The sequence below is a fragment of the Bacillus sp. JJ722 genome (assembly GCF_036963345.1).
Taxonomy (GTDB): domain Bacteria; phylum Bacillota; class Bacilli; order Bacillales; family DSM-1321; genus Bacillus_AD.
The window spans coordinates 45693-46691 of the sequence record NZ_JBALMO010000019.1 but is presented as its reverse complement, the minus strand read 5'-3'; the positions used below and the strand labels follow the sequence as shown (position 1 = coordinate 46691).

Below are 999 nucleotides of genomic sequence, written 5' to 3'. Positions count from 1 at the left end.
ATTATTCATCACTTTTTAATGATCTACTTTGTATTATTCATATTTGTTAGGGCAGTATAACAAGAGCAGTAATTATTTTACTGTCTGAAATATTCTGGCATATGAATGAAGATTTTTTTTTGTTTAGTAGATACTTTATTTTCCTGTTTTAATTGTTTGAAAACCTGACTAACTGTTTCACGTGATGTTCCAGATAGTTTAGATATTTCAGTTGTTGTGATGGGACAGTTAATGACTACGTCATGTTTTTGTTCTTCACCTAAATCGGTCATTAAATAACTAAGAGTTTGTATTACACGTTGTTGTGCATTGGGTATTTTTTGAATTCTATTTTCGTGCAATTCAAGTAGGTTGGATAATTTATTTACAATTTTGATAAGCTGGTTACGATTATTCTTTAAATGTTCTTCAAAAATAGAAGTTGGAAGATAGAAAAGCTCTATATCTGTAATCGCTTCAGCAGAATAATGATATTTAGTATCAATTAATAAACCACCGTAAGGAAACATCGTGTACGACTTTATATAATCAAAATATATCATTTCGCCTTCTTTATTATCTCGAATTAGCTTTACAAAGCCACCTAGTAAAAAGTAAATTCTTTCTCTTGGATCATCTTCTACGAATAAAAGTTGGCCTTTTTTATAAGTTCTCCAATATACACAAGACTTCAACTCTCGTAGTTCTGCATTTGAAAAGTCGGAAAATATCTCGAATTTTTTTAGTTCTTGAACGATATTTCTCTCCATACTAAAAAATCCCTTCTTCCTTCAAACTAACTTTATTTGCGGTTATGATTATTTTGAGTACACGCTTACAATATAATCATAACATTAGTTTATGAATATAATGTGAGGAGTTTTTCTGAACTATTATTTTTAAAGTATATAATTTGAGATTTTATGAGTAATAAAAGAGAATGAAGGCAACTCGGGAATACATTATATAAAGAAGAAGGTGTCCAAAAAGGTAATGGTGCCTTAGATTTTTACATTTACG

Annotated in this window: 1 protein-coding gene; it reads right to left on the bottom strand. The window is 29.1% G+C overall.

Features of this window, described 5'->3' with window-relative positions; all coding sequences use genetic code 11:
* Positions 1–77: 77 nt before the first annotated feature.
* Complete coding sequence (locus tag V7014_RS03180; RefSeq protein ID WP_335504108.1) at positions 78–749, bottom strand: Crp/Fnr family transcriptional regulator; 672 nt, start codon at positions 747–749, stop codon at positions 78–80.
* Positions 750–999 lie beyond the last annotated feature (250 nt).

Excerpts from the sequence above, each read along its gene's own strand:
- V7014_RS03180 (WP_335504108.1), bottom strand. The coding sequence starts at position 749 with ATGGAGAGAAATATCGTTCAAGAACTAAAAAAATTCGAGATATTTTCC.